The organism is Nocardiopsis coralli, from assembly GCF_014892575.1.
GTDB classification, from domain to species: domain Bacteria; phylum Actinomycetota; class Actinomycetes; order Streptosporangiales; family Streptosporangiaceae; genus Nocardiopsis; species Nocardiopsis coralli.
The window spans coordinates 51950-70491 of sequence record NZ_JADBGI010000006.1 but is presented as its reverse complement, the minus strand read 5'-3'; the positions used below and the strand labels follow the sequence as shown (position 1 = coordinate 70491).

Here is an 18542-nt window from a genome sequence, read left to right as displayed (position 1 = left end):
CCGGTCAGCCTCTCTCTGCCGTCTCGGTGTCGGGCATGAGCGCCGAGAGCAGCCTGTGGCCGGGCTCGGTGAGCCGGTACATCACGAGTTTGCCGTCGCGGCGCGAGGCGGCCAGCCCGGCGGTGCGCAGCTGCCGCACGTGGTGGGAGACCAGGTTCTGCGAGGACGAGCAGACCCAGGCCAGATCGCACACGCAGAGTTCCTCGCCCACCTGCAGCGCACGGGCGATACGCAGCCGGGTGGGGTCGCCCAGCGCACGCGCGCGGTCGGCCGCCTGCTGGGCGGGGCCGTCGACGGGCACGCGTGCGCGGACCGCCTCGGCCTGGGGCAGGTCGAGGCAGAGCAGGTCACAGGAATCGGTCGTCATACAAACAATCTAACGAATGTTGGTATGAGCAGGGAAGGTCGGGTGGAAACGAGGGCGCGGTGGCCTTGGCCGGCCCGTGGGCCCGGATCAGGCCAGGTGCCAGCCCGCGCGGAACACGGGGGCCTCGCCCCGCACCGCACGCCGGCACCAGTCGGCGACCGACGCGCCGACCTCCTCGGGGGTGCGGTGGGAGGTGTCGACCACGGACATCTCCCAGTGCTGCGCGACGTCGGCGCCGACCCAGCGGTCCCACCGCATCCCGGGCCAGGCATCACCGGTGACCACCTCGGGCGCGTGCGCGGGGTCGACCGCGTGCCTGCGCATCCAGTCGGCGAACGCGGCGTGCAGGTGCCTGGTTTCGGCAGGTTCGTCCCGGGCGTCCAGGCGGGCGCCCTGGGTCTCGGTGTCGGCGTCGAGCAGGCACACCGCGACGTCGATCCGGTCCGCCGAAGGGGCCGCGAGCGCTTCCCCGGCGGGGACCGGGTCGCCGGCCAGCAGCAGGTGGCGGCCCTGCCCGTCGAGCTCGATGGCGTGCTGCACGATCCGCTCCACGGTCTCCTGCCGCCACGCGGAGGTGGGGGTCCGCGGGATCGGCGGATAGTGCCCCAGCTCCACCGACTCGAACTCGGAACCCAGGAGCGGGGCGGCGTGCAGGCGGGCGGTGCTCTTGCCGACGCCCGAGGCACCGGAGACGACGAGCAGCATGGGGATCCTTCTTCCGGTCAGGGGTTGCTCGGTGCGGCGGCCCGCACGAGCACGGCCGCGGCGTCGCCGACCGTCTCCGCGCTGCTGCGCGTGGTGGCGGGGACCTGCACGGCCAGCGCCCCCTCGTACAGGCAGAGCAGCTGGTGGGCCAGGTCGTCGGGGGTGCGCAGGCCGGCGTCGGTGGCGAGGGAGGTGAAGAGCTCCAGCAGCCACTGTTGCTGGTCGGCGGCCACCTGATGGCCGGGGTGCTCGGGGTCGGGCAGTTCCGCGAGGGCGTTGATGAAGGCGCAGCCCCTGGGGTTGCCGCGCATCCATTCCCGCAGGGCGCGGAACGGCACGGTCACGCGCTCCCCGGGGGAGAGGTCGGGCGTTTCCAGCGCATCGGCGACGTGGGCGCGCCAGCGGCGGTCCCGGGCCAGGAGGTAGGTGGCCACGAGGGTCTCCTTGGACCCGAACCGGTTGTAGAGCGTGCGCTTGGTGACGCCGGAGTGCTGGGCGATCAGGTCGACGCCCACGGCCGTGATGCCGCGTTCGTAGAACAGCTCCGAGGCGGAGTCGAGGACGCGCCGTGCGCCCGGGGTCAGCGTGTCAGGATCGAGAGCGGTTGCCTTCACTGATCTGTGTACCTTAGGCTGCGGAGGAAGGTTTACCGATCAGTATACCTGAGGAGGGGGTCACCACCATGGCCGACGACAACACGATGCTCGCCGCCCGCATCACCCGCCACGGCGACGCCGATGCCCTGGAGCTCGCACAGATCCCGGTTCCCGCCCCGGGCCCCGGCCAGGTTCTGGTCCGGGTCGCGGCGGTCGCGCTCAACAACACCGACCTGTGGACCCGCGAGGGGGCTTACGGGGCACCGGGGGACCCGGAGGCGCGGTCCGGGTGGCGCGGGCCGATCGACTTCCCCCGCGTGCAGGGCGCCGACATCGCCGGAACCGTCGAGAGCACCGGCGCCGGCGTCGACCCGGGCCTCACGGGCGCACGCGTCCTCGTCGACCCCGCGATCTACGACGGCGACGGCGACGACGCCAACCCCGTGGGCCTGCTCGGCAGCGAGCGCGACGGCGGCTACGCCCAGTACGTCCTGGTCGAGGCCGGCCGTGTGCACGACGTCGGGGACTCCCCGCTGAACGACGCCGAGCTGGCGTGCTTCCCCACCGCCTACGGAACCGCCCTCGGCATGCTCGAGCGCGGCGGCGTGCGGGCGGGGGAGACCGTCGCGGTCACCGGCGCCTCCGGCGGTGTGGGGCTCGCCCTCGTGCAGTTGGCAGCGGCCCGCGGCTGCCGGGTCATCGCGGTCAGCAGCGCCGGAAAGCTCGACGCGGTGCGCGAGGCCGGTGCCGAGCACGTCCTGGACCGGGGCGAGGGCGACCCGTGGCAGCGCATCGCCGGGCTCGCCCCCGAAGGCGTCGACGCCGTGCTCGACGTCGTCGCCGGCACCGGCCTCACGTACGGGCTCGAAACACTGCGCGACGGCGGACGGTGGATCGTGGCCGGCGCCCTGGGCGGCGCCGACCCGCACCTGGACGTGCGGCGCCTGTACACCCGCAACCTCGTGCTCGTCGGCTCCAGCATGCACACCCCCGCTCACTTCCGGACCCTGGTGGGGATCGCCCGGAGCGGGGACGTGCGGCCCGTCATCGCCGCCACCTTCGGCCTCGACGACGTGCACCGCGCCCAGACCGAGCTCGCCACCCGGCGCCACATCGGCAAGCTCGTACTGAACGTGGGGTGAGGCCCGGCCCGAGGCCCGGCTCAGGCACCGGACGGCTCACTCGGCAGGTGTGGTGGGCACCGGGCGGGGCCGCCTCCTCGCCAGGGCCACAGCCCCCATCACCGTCACCAGGACAGCGAGGCCGCCCCAGACCATCGGCTGGGTGACGAGCATGTCCCCGGCCTCCTCGTCCGGTGTGCGGCCGCCGTCCCGGCCGGTCACCGTGGCCAGGAGCAGGACGACCACGTCGGCGGCGGTGAGCAGCCGTCCCGCCGAGCGCGCGAGCACACCGGGGCGCGGTTCCTGCGCCACGCTCCGCAGGGACAGGCGCTCCTCCTGTCGCAGCGGGCGCAACAGCCTGGCCAGGAACAACAGGGCGATCGGGAGCTGGAGCGCCCAGACCAGTGTCCGGAACCACCCTTCGAACCACACGTTGGTGCCGTACAGCAGGGTGTGCCAGACGCTGAGCACGTAGACGACGATCACGAACCGGTGGAGGGCCCGCCACAGCCTGCTTCCGGTCCACGAACGCACGTAGAAGGACAGGCCCAGAGGGATCGCCAGGTACAGAGCGATGAGGCCGATCAGGATGGCCACCTCACCGGTCCCGGACGAGTAATGGCCGGGAACGAACGTGTCGGCGAGCGCTGTCAGGAGCCGCGGGACCGGGCCGAGCCCGTCGTCGTTCGCGCGCATCTTCTCGGCGAAGAACGCCAGCGCGTGGGCCAGCATCAGCAACATCGTCGTGATGCTGGTGACACGGTGCCACCGCTCCACCTGCGCGTGGGAGAACGGGGAGGACCTCAGCGGCACCATCGACCGGGCCAGGCCGAACACCACGCTGACCCAGGCCCACAGCAGGGCCGACCAGCCGAAGGCCTGGCAGGCCCAGTAGAGCCAGTACACACGTGCGTCGTCCAGCTCCGGCATGACGTCGAGGGTCTGAGACGTACCGGCGTCGATCCGCCAGTACAGGAGGGCAAAAATGAGCGCGGTGACCGCCAGGGCCAGAACCGCGTCGAACATGAGATGGCGCAGGTCCGTACGCAGGGTGCGGCGGTCCACCCGGCGGGGGCTCTTCCGGGGGAGGGCAGGGGTGGTCATGGACAGGCTCCTCGGGGCGTTTCTCGGTGGTCCTGAAAACGCTGCTCCGAGCGCGTGGCGGCGCGTCCGGACACACGTCCCACCTCGGACCGCCCGGTCATGACCGGGCAGGCAGCGGTACACGTGCGTCGCGCGAGTCGCTCGGTGCGCTCGATGCAGTGGCTTCTCGTGGCCCGGGACGACGGGGGTTCAGGCCGGAGAAGGCACTGGCGGACCGCGCAGGACCTGTGTGTACCGCAGGTAGGAGAACGCAGGGCGGCCACGGTGATCGGGGAACGGTGCCCGTGCCTTCGGCGGCGTGGCCGGGGTCGGCAGTGCACCGGCGACCACCAGCAGCGGCAGGGCCCGCAGGGCCATGAAACCCAGGAACGCGAAGAACGCCCGCTCGCCCCGGTGCAACCACCACGCGCTCACCAGCGCTGACAACACGTGCAGGGCGATCATGGCTCCGGCGGGGGCGCCCTGGGCCGTGTCCGTGATCTGGCCGTGAGCGGCGTGATCACCGCCCGGGGCGGCGATCACGGTCAGGGCCATGTGCAGGGCGAACTGGCCCCAGAGCATGTGGCCGGCGATCCGGAGCCGTCCCATGCTGCGGGTGGAGGCCGCCCAGGTCAAGGCGTGGACGACGGCTGCCCCGAGGAGCAGACCGAGGAGCGAGACGTCATGACCGCTGCTCAACGCGTGCCCGTGCGCGGACAGGCTCGCGCAGACCAGGGTGAACACCCCGGCCCGCAGGTGTCGACCACCACGGCTCTCCGGCATCGCATCCATGGTGGCACCCCTCCCGCCGAGGGCTCCTCCGGGTCAGTCCCGGGTGCCGGCGGTACTCATACGCCGTCCTCGCCGGCCGGGCGCAGCGTCGACGAGGAACTGATGCTCTCCAGTGCCGCCGCGACCAGGGGGTGATCGCGCTTGCCCTTGCGGGTCGCGGCCAGGATCCGGCGCACGGGCGCGGACTCCCCGGACAGTGGCAGGCGCACGACCGGCCAGTCCTGCAGCCGGGCCAGTTTCGGCACGAGGATGATGCCGAACCCGTGGGCGACCAGGGCGGTCCCGGTGTCCCACTCGTCGGCGTGGTGGGCGATGTTCGGGGTGAACCCCGCCGTCATGCAGGCGTTCAGGACCAGGTGGTGGTAGGTGGTCCCGGTGCTGCCCACGATCCAGGGTTCGTCCGCGGCGTCGGCGAGCGTGACCCGGTTCAGGCCGGTGAGGCGGTGGCCCTCGGGGACCACCAGGTCCAGGGGGTCGTCGAGGAGGGGCTGCTGGTCGAAGCGTTCGTCACTGGTGGGCGGGGTCCCGGCCGTGTTGGTCACCAGGGCGAGGTCGGCGTCGCCCGAATGCAGGAGGTCGAAGCAGCGCACGGGTTCGGCCTCGATCACCCGGAGCGTGACCTGGGAAAACCGGTCCCGCAGGTCGGCGGCGGCCGGCGGGAGCAGGTGGGTCGCCGCGGTCGAGAACCCGCACAGCGTGAACAGTCCGGTGGGTTCGTCCGTCGCCGCGGCCAGTTCGGCGTAGGTGCGCTCGGCCTCGGCGTACAGGTTCTCCGCGTGGCGCAGCACCACACGCGCCGCGGCGGTCAGAGTGATGCCCCGTCCGGAGGGCGCCAGCAGGTCGACCCCGAGCTCCTCGGAGAGCTGGCGCAAGCGGTAGGAGACCGCGGAGGGCGTGTAGTGCAGCGCCTCGGCGGCCGCGGTGACGGTGCCGTGCTCGGCGACCATCTGCAGGACCTTGAGCTTCGGATCGATCATGCAACCATTTTGCACGGTTCCGAAGAAAAATGTTTGCTTCTCATCAGCGGTCATGGCGCCCAAACTTGGTCCCGTGATGTTTACGAAGCGTGAGAGGGGAAGCGGCCCCCGAACGGACCGCCCCGTGGAACTGCGTGCCGGAGTCCTCGTCCTGGTGGTGCTCACCATCGGCGCCTACCTGCCGAGCCCGCTGTATCCCGGATACCAGGAGGCGTTCGGGGTGGGTGATGCGTTCATGACGATCACCTACGCCACCTTCGCGCTGACCAGCATCCCGGCGCTGCTGTTCCTCGGCCCCGCGTCGGATGCGCTCGGCCCGCGCACGGTGCTGCGGTGGGGGATCGCGGCCGCCGCGCTCGGCTCGGTCTGCTTCGCCCTCGCGGTAGGCCCTGCCTGGATGGTCGTCGGCCGGGCCGCGCAGGGCATCGCGCTGGGCGCGGCCACCGGTGCGGCCGTCGCGCTCATCAGCTCCTCGGTACGGGGAGCAGGGGACCGGAGGGCCGCCGTGGCCGCCGGTGCCGCCTTCGTGGGCGGGACCGCGCTCGGGCCGGTCGCCGCCGGGTTCCTGGGCCAGTACCTCCCGGCGCCGCTCACGCTCCCGTTCCTGCTGCACCTCGTGCTGCTGTGGGTCGCCTGGAAGCGGGTGTCCGCCCTGCCGCGCACGGAAGGGGCGTCGCTGCGGCACTGGCGGCCCGCCCGCCCGCACGTGCCCGGCCCCCTGCGGCCCGTCTTCCGCGCGGCCGCCCGGACCGGGTTCCTCGCGTGGACGACCGCGGGACTGTTCCTGTCGGTCATCCCGACCCTGCTCGCGCGTGAGGGGCAGAGCAACCTGGCCGTGGTCGGGGCGATCCTCGGGACGGTCCTGCTGTTCTCCCTGTTCGTGCAACCGGCCGTGCCCGCGCTGGGCGTGCGCAACGCGCAGCTGGCCGGGCTCGCGGCGCTCCTGCTCAGCCTGGTCCTGCTGGCCCTCTCCTTCGGAGGCGCCGCCTTCCTCACCGCCGTGGCTGCGGTCGTCGCGGGGATCGGCCACGGGCTCGCGTACGGGGGAGCGTCCGCGGCGGTGGAGAGCGCCGTGCCGCCGGCGCAGCGCGGGGGGATCTCGGGCGCGCTCTACATCGCCTTCTACGCGGGCGCGGGCGTTCCACCGGTCCTGGTCGGCCTGCTCACCTTCGCTGTGCCCCTGACCACGGCGACCGTGATCGCCGCGGTGGTCACGATCCTGGCGGTCCCGCTCGCCTCGCAGGCCGTGTTCTCCGCGCACCCCGAGCCCAGCGCGACCGGCTGAGGGGACCACAGCCGACAGCACAAAGAGCCCGCGGCGCCCGAAGCCTCGCACCACGGCCGCACACCCCCGCAGCGGGGGATGCGGCCCACGCCATGGACACCGCCGTGACGCACGCCCGGCACCGCACCGCACGCGGGCCGGAGCACCACCGCACCGTTGCGGTGTCCGCACGATCCGAAAGAAGAGGAAACGCACGTGTCATCCGTTCTCCAGCAGAACGACGGGAAGAGACCCTCGGTCTGGCAAGGTCTCTCGAAGCCGGTCTTCGTCCCGGCCGTCCTCATCGTCGTCGGAGCGCTCGCACTGGCCACCTGGTACGGGGCCGAGTACGGCGACGACGCCGAGGCCGCCTTCAGCGGTATCCGCGACGGCATCGGAGAAACCCTCGGCTGGTGGTACGTCCTCGCTGTCACGGTTTTTCTCGTCTTCTCCTTCTGGGCCGCGCTGTCCAAGGCGGGAAACGTCAGATTGGGACGCGACGACGAAAAGCCCGAGTTCTCGCTGTTCACCTGGTTCGTCATGCTCTTCGCGGCCGGGATGGGCATCGGCCTCGTCTTCTGGGGCGTGGCCGAACCGCTCAACCACATGGTCGCCCCGCCCGAGGTGCTGGGCATGGAACCCGGGAGCGAGGAGGCCGGACGCGCCGCCATCGGCCAGGCCATTTTCCACTGGGGCCTGCACGCGTGGGGCATCTACGTGGTCGTCGGCCTCGGCCTGGCCTACATGACCTTCCGCCGGGGACGCCCGCTGTCGGTGCGCTGGCTGCTCGAACCGGTCTTCGGCCGCAAGCTCATCGAGTCCTGGCTCGGCCACGCCATCGACGTCTTCGCGGTGGTCGGCACCATGTTCGGTGTGGCGACCTCCTTGGGGCAGGGCGTGCTCCAGATCCAGGCCGGGCTGGCGCATCTGGGCTGGTTCGAGCCCTCCGACACCCTGCTCGTCGGGTTGGTCGTGATCATCACTGCGGTCGCGACCATCTCGGTCATCAGCGGGCTGTACAAGGGGCTGCGCTGGCTCTCCCACGCCAACATGGGCCTGGCCGCGCTCCTGGCGCTGGCCGTGCTCCTGCTCGGCCCGACCGTGTTCCTGTTCCAGTCGCTCGTGCAGAACACCGGTGAGTACGTGCAGGCGCTGCCGGAACTCATGTTCGTCACCGGTGCCGGCGCCGATGACGGCTGGACGCTCGGCTGGACCCTCTTCACGCAGAGCTGGTTCCTGAGCTGGGCGCCGTTCGTCGGGATGTTCATCGCCCGCATCTCCCGCGGACGTACCGTGCGCGAGTTCATTCTCGGCGTCATCCTCGCCCCGACCGTCGTCGCGATCGTGTGGTTCACGGTCTTCGGCAGCACCGGGATCCACTACCAGATCACCCAGGGCGGCATGATCGGCGAGGGCGGCGTCGTCGACACCGACACCTCGCTGTTCACCCTCTTCGAGAACCTGCCGATCGGGCCCGGGTTCGTCGCGGTACTGTCGATGATCGCGATCGTGGTCATCGGCCTCTTCTTCGTGACCTCGGCCGACACCTGCTCGCTCGTCGTGGACGTGCTCTGCCACGGCGGACGCACCGAGACACCCCGGGTGACCCGCCTGTTCTGGGCCGCGCTCGTCGGTGTGTCCGGGGCACTCCTGCTGCTCGCGGGTGGTGAGGCCGCCCTGACCGTGCTCCAGGTCAGCTCCCTCGCCGGTGCAGCGCCGCTGTCGGTCATCTACGTGGTGGCCACCGTGGCTCTGGTCCGGATGCTGCGCTACGAGATCGCCGTCATGCCGCGTTACGTGCGCATCCGTCCGCAGGCGACCACTTCCGCGTTGGTCTCCACCGCGAAGGAACAGGCCGGTGACCAGCAGGAACTCGGGGAGAACCTGCGCGACCTGTTGCGGGTGCAGAACAGCGGCAGTCGCCACCAGGGCGGGTTCAGTTCCGCCTCGGCGACACTGGCCGGGCTCGACCCCGCCGTGGGAAGCGGGGTCGTGGCGAACGCCCCCGAGAACGGCGGCACGGTCCTCGCCGTGCACGACGTCGCCCCGCAGGAGACCACGGTCGACCCCGACACCGGCGCGCTCGACTGGAGCGAGGAGGACGCGATCCAGGACCCGCTGGCCGGGGAGGTCTTCGACACCCCCGAGTTCGCCGAGTCCGCCGCCGGGGCCGAGCAGGAGACCGAGGAACTGCTGCGCGAGCACACCGGGCAGCTCGACGGCGCCGAGGCGGCCGATGACGCCGCTCGCGCGGACGACACCGAGCACACCGGATCCCGCTGAGGCCTCCGGCCGCGACCCGCGCCCGGTCTTCCACGTCCCCGTCGGGACAGGGGAGGCCGGGCGCTGCTGTGGGAACGGGCGTGGACGTGTTCGATGCCGAGTCGGCGCTCCCGGCCTACTTCTGGGGGGACTCCTCCCAGAGCACGTCGACGATGCTGTTGACCGTCTCCTGCATGCCCTGCAGCGCGTCGGGGATACGGTCCCGGCCGAAGCGGTAACGCGGCCCGTTGACCGTCAGGACCGCCGCCAGGTTCCCCGCCGAGTCCCGCACGGGCCGGGACAGGGAGAGGAGCCCTTCCTCGAGCTCGTTGTCGATCACCGCGTAGCCCTGCTCACGCACCTCGGACAGTTCCTGGGCGAGTACCGCGCGGTCGGTGACGGTGCGGGAGGCGAAGGACTCCAGCTCCTCCGGCAGGATCGACGCGAGCCTGTCCTCCGAGAGCTCCGCCAGCAGGACCTTGCCGGTCGAGCTCGCGTGCAGCGGGAACCGTTGGCCGATGTACTTGCCCATGCCGCCGCCGACCACGTGGGGGCCGGACGCGTCCGCGATCAGTTCCAGGTCGTCGTCCCCGCGGGGTACGGACAGGGTCGCCGACTCGTTGAGCAGTGCGGCCAGGTCGTCGATCGCCGGCTGGACCCGCTTGACCAGCCCGGCGTAGGGGTCGGCGATCTTGCCCAGGCGGGCCAGGTCCCAACCCAGGATGTAGTTGTTGTCGACCCGGTCGACGAAGCCGCTCTGTTCCAGGCTGAAGAGGAGCCGGAACGCGGTGGGCCGGGCGATCCGGGTCTCGGCCGCCAGGGCGGTGGCCGTCGCGCCGTGGGGGTGCTTGGCGAGCTCCCTCAGCAGGCGCACGGCCTTGACCACGGATTTGTTGGTCAGGTCCGCCGACTCGGGCGCCTCGCCCATGTGTTCGTCCTCCCACGCGTCCTCGTTCGCCCCGAGGGGCTTTACCGGCCCCCCACCTTAGCCGCAGCGAGGGTGGAGGGTTCGGTCAGGAATCCGCGTGCACACCGTGCATACCGACGAGTACGGACGGTGGGAGGACGTTCGGGGGCGCGGGTGGCTCAGCCCGCCTGCCCGTCCCTGAGGGCGGACGGCAGGAACCGCTCCGGGGTGTTCTGGTAGGCGACCGGGCGCAGGAAGCGGTCGACCGCGGCGGTCCCGACGGAGGTGTGGGCAGGCGAGGTCGTCGAGGGGAACGGGCCTCCGTGCTGCTGGGCCGCGGTCACCGCGACGCCGGTGGGCCACTCGTCGAACACGATGCGCCCCACCTTCGGCCGCACCGTGTCGAGCAGCATCCGCACGTCCCGGTCCTCCTCCTCGGTCGGGGACGAGGCCGTGTGCACGGTCGCCGTGAGGCTGCCGGTGAGCAGGGACAGCACCCGCCGTGCCTCCTCGGCCGAGCCGTACTCGACCACGATCGACGCCGGGCCGAAGCTCTCCTCCAGCAGTGTCCGCGCCCGGCCGTCGAAGTCGCGGGCGTGGACCGCGAACAGGCTCGCCCCCGCCTCGGGGCGGTCGGACCCGTGCACGGTCTCTTCGCCCCCGGCCAGGACCCGGACCCCCGCGGTCGAGGCGAGCTCCGTCAACCGCTGCCCGTAGGCGTCGGCGACCTTGGCGGTGAGCAGCCGTTGTTCGTCCACACCTTCCACGAGTTCCTGGAGGCGCTCGGGCAGATCCGTGCCCTCCGGGATGAGGAGCAGCCCGGGTTTGGTGCAGAACTGGCCGGCGCCCAGCGTGAAGGAGCCCGTGAACCCGCGGGCGATGTCGTCGGGGCGTTCGCGCGCGGCCCCGGACGTGGCCACGGCGGGGTTGATGCTGCCCAGCTCGCCGTAGAAGGGGATCGGTTCCGGCCGCGAAGCAGCGATGTCGAAGAGGTGACGCCCTGCCGCGAGGGACCCGGTGAAGGCCGCCGCCGTGATCCGCGGGTCCTTCAGCGCCCGCACCCCGGGCTCGACCCCGCTGATCAGGTCGAACACCCCCTCGTCGGCGCCGGCCTCACGCAGGGCCGAACACACCAGGCGGGCGGTCAGCTGCGAGGTCACGGGGTGTCCCGGGTGGGCCTTGAGCACCACCGGGCAGCCCGCCGCGAGGGCCGAGGCGGTGTCCCCTCCCGCGACGGAGAACGCGAACGGGAAGTTGCTCGCGGCGAACACCAGGACGGGGCCGAACGGCACGAGCATGCGGCGCAGGTCCGGCCGCGGGGCGGGGGCGAAGTCCGGGTCGGCGCGGTCGACGGTGATCCGCTGGTGACCGCCCTCCTCCACGAGGTCAGCGAACATCCGCAGCTGGACCGCGGTGCGCTGCACCTCGCCCTCGAGCCGGCGGTGGGGGAGTCCGGTCTCCTCGTGGGCGACCGGGACGAGCTCGTCCCGGGCCGAGGAGAGCGCGTCCGCGACCAGGCGCAACGCATGCGCCCGTTCGTGGTCGGGGGTCGCACCCCAGGTCGGGGCGGCGGAAGCGGCCCGGTCGAGGATCCGCTCCAGGTCGTCGGCGGCGGTGTCGGTCGTGGCTGCAGAGTCGGCGGTGTCGGCGGTGACCATGGTGTCGCTGGTGCCCTTTCGTGTCGTTCGTCGGGGCGGGGGAGTCCCGCGGGTCCGGTCTCTCGCTGAAGGGCCGGGGCTCACTCTCCGACCGTGATCTGCCGGGCGACGCGCAGCCCGCTCTCGACCGCGCCGTCGATGAAGCCGGGCCAGAGGTTCGCGTGGTCGCTGCCGGCGAAGTGCAGGCCCCCTTCACTGCGCTGCTGCTCCTCGAGGTACCGCGAGACCTGACCCGGGCGGTGGATCATCCAGGTCTCCCCGGACAGCGGGTCGGCCATCCAGTCGTGCCCGGTGCTGTCGAGGACCTCGAGGTCGTCCCGCCACACGTTCAGGGCCTTCTGCACCGCGTCCCGGTCGTCCGGTGAGATGCGGGTCGAGTCCGCGCCGAAGGCCACGAGCACGGCGTCGTCCTGGCCGATGAACTCCGTGCGCACGACCGACAGCGGGTGCTGCGCGGAGGAGTAGGCGAAGAACGGGGTGATCGGCCCCCGCACCCTGATCCAGACCTTGACGCCCTGCGAGGCGGCCTTCTCCTCGGCGGGGGCGATCTTGCCCGGGGGCAGGGCCGGGGAGAACTCCACGCTCGGGAGGATGTTCTGCGGCAGGCTCACCACCACCCGCCCCGCAGTGATCCGGCTGCCGTCGGCGGTCGTCACGACGGCCCCGTCGTCACCGTGTTCGATACGGCTCACGGTGGTGGACGTACGGATCTCGGCCCGCGCCTCCTCGGCCAGAGCCGAGACCAGGGCCCGGGTGCCCTCGGTCAGCCGGAAGACGGCGGAGGCCTCGTGCATGAGGTGCCAGGAACCGGCGGTGGCGGCCGTCCAGCGGAGCGCGGCGCTGAATCCGGCCTCGCTGGGCGGTGCGTTGAGGTGGCCGACCCAGGCGGCCTCGTTGGCGTTGTACTCCTCGACCGGCAGGTCCAGTTCGTCGAGCTTGTCCTGCACCGTGGCCCCGTCCACCGAGGCCAGGGCCGGGGAGGAGGTGGGGGCGTAGGGACGCGGGACCACGTCCATGGTGTCGGAGAGCAGGCGGCGCATGCCCGGGTCGATGAGCTCCATGAACCCGTCGAGCGTTCCCGTGCGCACCTGGTCGCCGGCCAGCCAGTAGGCCTTCTCCGGGCGCGGGCCGCGGGTGACCTCCAGCCCGAGGCGGCTGATCTCGGCCCACACGTGCGGCTGCAGCCAGTGGACCCAGGTGCCGCCCATCTCCAGCGGCCGGTCGAAGCGCTCGTCGGTCCACACGCGCCCACCGAGCCTGTCGCGGGCCTCGAGTACGAGGACGTGCTTTCCGGCGCGCCCGAGTTCACGTGCGGTGATCAGGCCGGCGACACCGGCCCCCACGACGACGACGTCCGCGGATTCCTGCATGGGGTGCCTTTCTCCGACCCTCGGCGGGCGCCTGTGCCGGCGGTGTCCGGCGCGGGGGTTCGTGGCGCTGTGACCGGGGTCTTTTCGGGGGGAGCTGCCTTTCGGCGCGCATGTCAGTTCAAATAATGAACGCGGTGTTCAGATTATTTTTGCGCTCGATGGAGTGTCAACCCCCTCAATCCGACTTAAAGGGCCATTGCTGCACATTCCACGTGTGCATTTGAGGTAATTTCGGTACCCCCCTTGACCGACCTGGTGCTGTGGGTCACATTAACTGGACGTTACGTTCACTATCAGAACGTCCATCTGTTGACGTTCATGACTCCCCAGGGGCCCCGCCAACACGAAGGAATCCGCCGTCATGGTGTCCGAAAAGCCTGCCCAGACCCCCGACACGTCGCCGGACGACGCCGGTGACGAGCCCCGACCACCGGCCCGCGGCTCGATGGACTGGGTGGTCTTCGGGATCGCGATGCTCATGTGCACGGGGTTCGTCGGCTGGGGTGTGGCGGACGCGGACGGGCTGGCGGCCGCCGCCCAGTCCGCCCTCGACCGCATCCTCGACTCGTTCGGCTGGCTCTACGTCCTTGCCCTGACCGGGCTCGTCGGGGTCGCGGGTTTCATCGCCTTCTCGCGGTACGGGCGCATCCGCCTGGGGCGCGAGGGTGAGCGTCCGGAGTTCTCCACGGGCGCGTGGATCACGATGCTGTTCGCGGCGGGGATGGGCACCGGGCTGGTCTTCTGGGGTGTGGCCGAGCCCCTGTCCCACCTCGCCGAGCCGCCCCTGGGCGGAGCGGAAGCCGGTTCGGCGGAGGCGACCCGGCTGTCGATGGAGTACACGATCTTCCACTGGGGTCTGCACACGTGGACCCTGTACGCGCTGATCGGGCTCCCCCTGGCCTACGGGATCTTCCGCAAGGGCCGCCCCAGCCTGATCAGTTCCGTCGTGTGCCCGAACAAACCCACGACCTCGTTGGCGTCCCGGTCGGTCAACGCCTTCTCGGTCTTCCTGACCACGTTCGGCGCCGCGACCTCCCTGGGCCTGGGCGCGATCCAGATCAACGACGGCCTCGCCTCGACCTTCGGCATCCCGGTCAACAACACGGTCGCCATCGCGACCATCACCGGTGTCACGCTGCTCTTCGTGCTGTCCGCCGTCTCGGGTCTCCACCGGGGGATCAAGCACATCTCCACGATCAACGCCGTCCTGGCCGGTCTGATCATGGCCTTCGTCTTCGTCGCGGGCCCGAGCGTGAACCTGATCCAGACCTACATCGAGGCCCTGGGCGGGTATGTCGCCGGCTTCGTCCCCATGGCCACCGAGACCGGCCTCTACGGGGGCGGGGAATGGGTGAACTCCTGGACCGTCTTCTACTGGGGATGGTGGATGGGTTACGCCCCCTTCGTGGGGACCTTCGTCGCCCGGATCTCCCGCGGGCGCACCATCCGCGAGTTCCTGCTCGCCGTGCTGGCGGCCCCCACGGCCCTGAGCCTGCTCTGGTTCAGCATCGTCGGGGGCACCGCGATGCACATGGACCGCTCGGGCGACGGCGAACTCACCGGCGCGCTCGAGTCGTCGGGTGAGGGCGCGGTGCTCTTCGCGCTCTTCGAACAGCTGCCCCTCACGGCGATCCTGTCCGTGCTCGTGATCGTGCTGATCGTCCTGTTCTTCGTCAGCAGCGCCGATTCCGCGTCGATCGTGCTCGGCATGTTCTGCCAGGGCGGCACCCTCGCCCCGCGCAGGGGCATCGTCGTGGTCTGGGGTTCGGCCATCGCCCTGACCGCGATCGTGCTGGTGCTGACCGGGGGCGTGTCCGCGGTGCAGACCGTGTCCATCGTGATCGGGCTGCCCTTCCTGATCCTTCTCATCATCGCCGCGGTGCGGTTCGTGCTGGAGCTGAGGCGCGACCACGCCGATCCGTCCGAATCTTCGGGCGTTCACTAGACGAACACCATAGGTGTGCCCGGTCGCGTGGAGCGGCCGGGCCTTTCGTCATGCCTGAGTCGGGCCATTGATAACGCCTTGAACAGGGAAAACATCGGGATCTCAGGCCCCCTGCAGATTCTGCGAACGAGTTCCCCGTGACCCCCTTGACGCGTTTCTGGGGCGTCCGTAGCGTTTGCATCGTTCATCATTCGATCAGCGCGTTCATTAAGTGAACGTTGAGAGAAGGCTCCCCATGAACGACCGGAGGATGCGGCTCTTCGCATTCGACTTCCAAGGCCCGGCACACCTGTCCGCGGGCCTGTGGCGGCACGACGACGACCGGGGCGCGCGCTACACCGACCTCAAGTACTGGACCGAGTACGCGCGGCTCCTCGAGGAAGGCCGGTTCGACGGCCTCTTCCTCGCCGACAACGTCGGGTACCACGACGTCTACGAACAGAGCGCGGCCCACGCACTCAGGGACGCCGCGCAGCTCCCGTCCAACGACCCGAGCATGGTGGTCTCGGCGATGGCGAGCGCCACCACACACCTCGGGTTCGGGATCACCGCGTCCACCTCCTACGAGCACCCGTACGCGCTGGCCAGGCGCTTCTCGACCCTCGACCACCTCACCGACGGCCGTGTCGGCTGGAACCTGGTGACCTCCTACGCCGACAGCGCCGCCCGCAACCTCGGGACCGGACGCCAGGTGCCGCACGACGAGCGCTACGCCATGGCCGCCGAGTACCTCGAGGTCTGCTACAAGCTCTGGGAGTATTCCTGGCAGGAGGACGCGGTCGTGCTCGACCGTGCCAACGGGGTCTACGCCGACCCGGACCGCGTCAGGGACATCGCCCACCACGGCACCTACTTCGACGTCCCCGGCTTCTTCCTCTGCGAGCCCTCGCCCCAGCGCACACCGGTGATCTTCCAGGCCGGCGGCTCGTCGAAGGGGCGCGCCCTCGCCGCGGCCGGCGCCGAGGCCGTCTTCGCCAACGCGACCTCCAAACCCGCGCTGAAGCGGCAGGTCGACGACCTGCGGGCCCAGGCCGCGGAGGCGGGCCGGGACCCCGAGAGCGTGCGGGTCCTGCAGATGCTGAACGTGGTCTGCGCGCCCACCGACGAACAGGCGCACCGCCGCCACGAGGAGTACCGGCGCACGGTGAGCTACGCCGGAGCGATGGCGCGCTACAGCGGCTGGACCGGCCTGGACATGTCCCAGTTCGACCCGGACGTGCCCCTGCGCCACGTCAAGACCGACGCCGGCCAGACCATGGTCGACCTCTTCGCCAAGATGGACCCCGACCGCGACTGGACGCCCCGCGACATCGCCGAGTACATCGGCGTCGGCGGCACCGGACCGACGCTGGTCGGGTCCCCCTCCACCGTGGCCGATGAGCTCGAGTCGTGGATGCGCGAGACCGGCATCGACGGCTTCAACATCGGCCACGCCGTCAAGTACCAGGACATCGCCGACTTCATCGAACTGGTCGTCCCCGAGCTGCAGCGCCGCGGCTCGGTGTGGCAGGACTACGACGGCTCCACGCTGCGGGAGAAGCTCTACGGCCCGGGCGTGACCCGCCTCCGCGACGACCACCCCGGATCCGCCCACCGCGACCGCCAGCTGCAGACCGCCTGATCCCGAAGAGGCAGAGCCCGAAGACCCCCTCGGAGGTGTCGAACATGTTGACCGTCGAATCTTCCATCTCGCAGCAGCACTACCGCCAGGTCATGGGGCGCATCCCCACCTCTGTCGTGGCGATCACCGGCATCGACGCGACCGGCGAGGAGCTCGGTTTCATCGTCGGGACCTTCGCCTCCCTGTCCTTGGAACCCCCGCTGGTGACCTTCAGCGTCGCCGAGACCTCCTCGACCTGGCCGCGGATCCGCCGCAGCCAGCAGTTCTCCGCCAACGTGCTCGCCGGCCCGGGCAGTGAGGTGTGCAGCGCGCTCTCGCGCAAGGGGCCCGGGAAGTTCGACGGGCTGCGCTACGAGACCGGTGAGACGGGCGTCCCGCACCTGCTGGACTCGGTGGCCTGGATCGACTGCACCCTGCAGGCCGAAGTGGTGGTGGGCGACCACTTCATGGTCGTCGGCGGGGTGACGGGCATGGCCGCCGCGGACGGTCAGCCCCTGCTGTTCCAGGGCGGCGAGTTCGGGCGCTACAGCGGCCCGGCGGAGAACGCGTACGCGGGAAGCGGGGCCCGACGATGAGTGAGGACAAGTCCACGACCATCAGGAACGCCTGGCGCGCGGCCTGGGGCAACGGCGACCTCGAGTCCTTCGAGCGCCTGCTCGCCGACGGGTACGTGCGCCACACCAAGACCGGTTCGGAGGGCATCGAGTCGGTCAGGAAGGCGATCGAGAGCTCCCAGGAGGCCTTCCCCGACCTGCGTACCGAGGTCCTGGAGACCGTCGAGGACGGGTCGATGGTGGCGATCCGCTGGCAGAGCCACGGCACACACACCGGGTCCTTCATGGGTGTGCCGCCCACCGACCGGGTCGTGACGGTCACGGGGGCCACCTTCTGCCGGTTCGAGGAGGACCTCCTCGCCGAGGAGTGGGTCGTGTGGGACCCGCGTGAGCTGCTCTCCTCGGTCAACATCTGGAAGGTGGGCGAGCGCCCCGGCGACCGGTGACGGCAGCAACGGCAGCAACAGTCGTGCGCAGCGGGCGGAAGGACGGATCCGCCCGCTGCGCCCTTCCGGCCAGGGGCACCCCCGTGCCCCGGACAGGAGACGGATGCACATCGAGACCAGGATCAGCAACGCCGCCGCCGAACTCGCGAGGGCACGGCGGGACGTGCGCGCACTGCCCCCGCTGACCAAGGGGTGGACCGGCCTGGATGCGGACACCGCGTTCCGGATCCAGCAGCAGGGCGTGGCCGACCGCGTCGCCGCAGGTGACCGGGTGGTCGGATACAAACTCGGCAACATCGCCAAGGCCATGCAGGACGCCTTCGGGCTCGACCGGCCCGACTACGGCCACCTGCTGGCCGGCACCTTCGTCCCGGAAGGGCTGGCGGTCGACCGGCGGAACCACGTGGAGCCGTTCGTGGAGCTCGAGCCCGCCTTCGTGCTGAAGGAGGGCCTGAGCGGGCCGAGCACCACGGCCGCCGACGTGATCTCCGCGACCGCGTACGTGCTCCCCGCCATCGAGATCATCGACTCCCGGTTCGAGAACTGGGACATCGACCTGCCCGACACCCTCGCCGACAACGGGTCGACCGGGGCCGTGGTCCTCGGCGGGGCACCGCGCCGGCTGGAGGACGTCGACCTCCGGGACATGCACGGGCAGGTCACGCACGACGGGGAAGTCCTCAGCGAGGGCTCAACGCGCGAGATCCTGGGCAACCCGGTCTCCGCGATCGCCTGGCTCGCCGACCGGCTCGCGCCCCTCGGGGTGGAATTCGGGGTGTCGGTAAGGAGCGCGTCACCAAGTGCCAAGTAACCCGCGAGTAACTTAGTCGACGCTTGCGGCGGATGCCCGTACTTCTGGAAATCAGCGTTCCCT

17 protein-coding genes are annotated in these 18542 nt (G+C 70.9%); 8 read left to right on the top strand and 9 right to left on the bottom strand.

What is annotated here, in order from left to right; translation table 11 throughout:
* Positions 1–4: 4 nt before the first annotated feature.
* The 3 genes from IDM40_RS08245 to IDM40_RS08235 all read right to left on the bottom strand — a co-directional run bounded on the left by IDM40_RS08245 (position 5) and on the right by IDM40_RS08235 (position 1686).
* Positions 5–367, bottom strand: a complete 363-nt coding sequence (locus tag IDM40_RS08245) for an ArsR/SmtB family transcription factor (RefSeq protein WP_193121337.1) — start codon at positions 365–367, stop codon at positions 5–7.
* An 87-nt stretch (positions 368–454) separates the two neighbouring features.
* Entirely contained in the window at positions 455–1072 is a 618-nt protein-coding gene (locus tag IDM40_RS08240; RefSeq protein WP_193121336.1) for a hypothetical protein, read from the bottom strand.
* 17 nt (positions 1073–1089) lie between these two features.
* Complete coding sequence (locus IDM40_RS08235) at positions 1090–1686, bottom strand: TetR/AcrR family transcriptional regulator (protein ID WP_328806971.1); 597 nt, start codon at positions 1684–1686, stop codon at positions 1090–1092.
* A gap of 68 nt (positions 1687–1754) precedes the next feature.
* On the opposite strand from IDM40_RS08235, the gene IDM40_RS08230 reads away from it, so the two are divergent.
* A complete protein-coding gene (locus IDM40_RS08230) occupies positions 1755–2810 on the top strand; it encodes a zinc-binding dehydrogenase (RefSeq protein WP_193121335.1) in 1056 nt (351 codons plus the stop codon).
* Positions 2811–2846: 36 nt separating this feature from the next.
* Here the strand turns inward: IDM40_RS08230 and IDM40_RS08225 are convergent, their stop codons facing one another.
* The 3 genes from IDM40_RS08225 to IDM40_RS08215 form a co-directional block, all read right to left on the bottom strand.
* Entirely contained in the window at positions 2847–3893 is a 1047-nt protein-coding gene (locus IDM40_RS08225) for a ferric reductase-like transmembrane domain-containing protein (protein WP_193121334.1), read from the bottom strand.
* A gap of 189 nt (positions 3894–4082) precedes the next feature.
* The gene (locus tag IDM40_RS08220) at positions 4083–4655 is read right to left on the bottom strand and encodes a hypothetical protein (protein WP_193121333.1); all 573 of its coding nucleotides are present in this window, start codon (positions 4653–4655) and stop codon (positions 4083–4085) included.
* Positions 4656–4720: 65 nt separating this feature from the next.
* Positions 4721–5641, bottom strand: coding sequence for a LysR family transcriptional regulator (locus IDM40_RS08215; RefSeq protein WP_193121332.1), 921 nt, complete (start codon positions 5639–5641; stop codon positions 4721–4723).
* A 124-nt stretch (positions 5642–5765) separates the two neighbouring features.
* Here IDM40_RS08215 and IDM40_RS08210 point away from each other — a divergent pair, with 124 nt between their 5' ends.
* Together IDM40_RS08210 and IDM40_RS08205 are read left to right on the top strand one after the other, a co-directional pair.
* The gene (locus IDM40_RS08210; protein ID WP_193121331.1) at positions 5766–6926 is read left to right on the top strand and encodes an MFS transporter; all 1161 of its coding nucleotides are present in this window, start codon (positions 5766–5768) and stop codon (positions 6924–6926) included.
* A gap of 195 nt (positions 6927–7121) precedes the next feature.
* A complete protein-coding gene (locus tag IDM40_RS08205; RefSeq protein ID WP_193121330.1) occupies positions 7122–9188 on the top strand; it encodes a BCCT family transporter in 2067 nt (688 codons plus the stop codon).
* A gap of 115 nt (positions 9189–9303) precedes the next feature.
* Here the strand turns inward: IDM40_RS08205 and IDM40_RS08200 are convergent, their stop codons facing one another.
* The 3 genes from IDM40_RS08200 to IDM40_RS08190 form a co-directional block, all read right to left on the bottom strand.
* Complete coding sequence (locus IDM40_RS08200; RefSeq protein ID WP_193121329.1) at positions 9304–10095, bottom strand: IclR family transcriptional regulator; 792 nt, start codon at positions 10093–10095, stop codon at positions 9304–9306.
* Between the two features lie 158 nt (positions 10096–10253).
* Positions 10254–11732, bottom strand: a complete 1479-nt coding sequence (locus IDM40_RS08195) for an aldehyde dehydrogenase (NADP(+)) (RefSeq protein ID WP_193121328.1) — start codon at positions 11730–11732, stop codon at positions 10254–10256.
* A gap of 80 nt (positions 11733–11812) precedes the next feature.
* Positions 11813–13102 (bottom strand): flavin monoamine oxidase family protein, encoded by a 1290-nt coding sequence (locus IDM40_RS08190; RefSeq protein WP_193121327.1) that lies wholly within the window; start codon positions 13100–13102, stop codon positions 11813–11815.
* Positions 13103–13463: 361 nt separating this feature from the next.
* On the opposite strand from IDM40_RS08190, the gene IDM40_RS08185 reads away from it, so the two are divergent.
* From IDM40_RS08185 to IDM40_RS08165, 5 genes are all read left to right on the top strand, one after another.
* The gene (locus tag IDM40_RS08185) at positions 13464–15047 is read left to right on the top strand and encodes a BCCT family transporter (RefSeq protein ID WP_216630508.1); all 1584 of its coding nucleotides are present in this window, start codon (positions 13464–13466) and stop codon (positions 15045–15047) included.
* Between the two features lie 235 nt (positions 15048–15282).
* Entirely contained in the window at positions 15283–16668 is a 1386-nt protein-coding gene (locus IDM40_RS08180; protein ID WP_193121326.1) for an LLM class flavin-dependent oxidoreductase, read from the top strand.
* Between the two features lie 44 nt (positions 16669–16712).
* Positions 16713–17243, top strand: a complete 531-nt coding sequence (locus tag IDM40_RS08175) for a flavin reductase family protein (protein WP_193121325.1) — start codon at positions 16713–16715, stop codon at positions 17241–17243.
* The gene (locus IDM40_RS08170) at positions 17240–17668 is read left to right on the top strand and encodes an ester cyclase (protein ID WP_193121324.1); all 429 of its coding nucleotides are present in this window, start codon (positions 17240–17242) and stop codon (positions 17666–17668) included. The genes IDM40_RS08175 and IDM40_RS08170 overlap by 4 nt, the downstream gene beginning before the upstream one ends.
* A 103-nt stretch (positions 17669–17771) precedes the next feature.
* Positions 17772–18479: a 2-keto-4-pentenoate hydratase gene (locus IDM40_RS08165; RefSeq protein ID WP_193121323.1), complete on the top strand. Its 708-nt coding sequence runs from the start codon at positions 17772–17774 to the stop codon at positions 18477–18479.
* Positions 18480–18542: the final 63 nt, after the last annotated feature.